Origin of the sequence: Corynebacterium spheniscorum (assembly GCF_900113445.1) — a bacterium.
Classification (GTDB): domain Bacteria; phylum Actinomycetota; class Actinomycetes; order Mycobacteriales; family Mycobacteriaceae; genus Corynebacterium; species Corynebacterium spheniscorum.
Genome location: NZ_FOPJ01000027.1, coordinates 1 through 1,046 on the forward strand (window position 1 = coordinate 1; position 1,046 = coordinate 1,046).

Annotated in this window: 1 rRNA gene; it reads left to right on the forward strand. The window is 53.3% G+C overall.

What is annotated here, in order from left to right:
• Window positions 1-1,020 (forward strand): 23S ribosomal RNA (locus BMZ01_RS10940); the annotation flags it as partial.
• Between the last annotated feature and the right edge of the window lie 26 nt (window positions 1,021-1,046).

Sequence of the window (1,046 nt, forward strand, 5' to 3'; positions counted from 1 at the left end):
TTGTGGGTCGAAGCGGAGAATTTAAGCCCCAGTAAACGGCGGTGGTAACTATAACCATCCTAAGGTAGCGAAATTCCTTGTCGGGTAAGTTCCGACCTGCACGAATGGCGTAACGACTTCCCTGCTGTCTCAACCACAGGCCCGGTGAAATTGCAGTACGAGTAAAGATGCTCGTTTCGCGCGGCAGGACGAAAAGACCCCGGGACCTTCACTATAGCTTGGTATTGTTGTTTGGTTCGGTTTGTGTAGGATAGGTGGGAGACTGTGAAGTATCCACGCTAGTGGGTGTGGAGTCGTTGTTGAAATACCACTCTGATCGGATTGAGCATCTAACCTTGGCCCATGATCTGGGTTGGGGACAGTGCCTGGTGGGTAGTTTAACTGGGGCGGTTGCCTCCTAAAATGTAACGGAGGCGCCCAAAGGTTTCCTCAGCCTGGTTGGCAATCAGGTGGTGAGTGTAAGTGCACAAGGGAGCTTGACTGTGAGAGTGACAACTCGAGCAGGGACGAAAGTCGGGACTAGTGATCCGGCACCTACTTGTGGATGTGGTGTCGCTCAACGGATAAAAGGTACCCCGGGGATAACAGGCTGATCTTCCCCAAGAGTCCATATCGACGGGATGGTTTGGCACCTCGATGTCGGCTCGTCGCATCCTGGGGCTGGAGTAGGTCCCAAGGGTTGGGCTGTTCGCCCATTAAAGCGGCACGCGAGCTGGGTTTAGAACGTCGTGAGACAGTTCGGTCTCTATCCGCCGTGCGCGTTGAAACTTGAAGAAGGCTGTCCCTAGTACGAGAGGACCGGGACGGACGTACCTCTGGTGTGCCAGTTGTTCCGCCAGGAGCAGGGCTGGTTGGCTACGTACGGGAGGGATAACCGCTGAAAGCATCTAAGCGGGAAGCCTGTTTTAAGATGAGGTTTCTTTTGAGGTTCCCTAGAGATTATGGGGTTGATAGGCCGGATCTGGAAGCACAGTAATGTGTGGAGGTGACCGGTACTAATTTACCAACACAACAAACACACCTTCCGCCTAGGCGAAACAAAACAT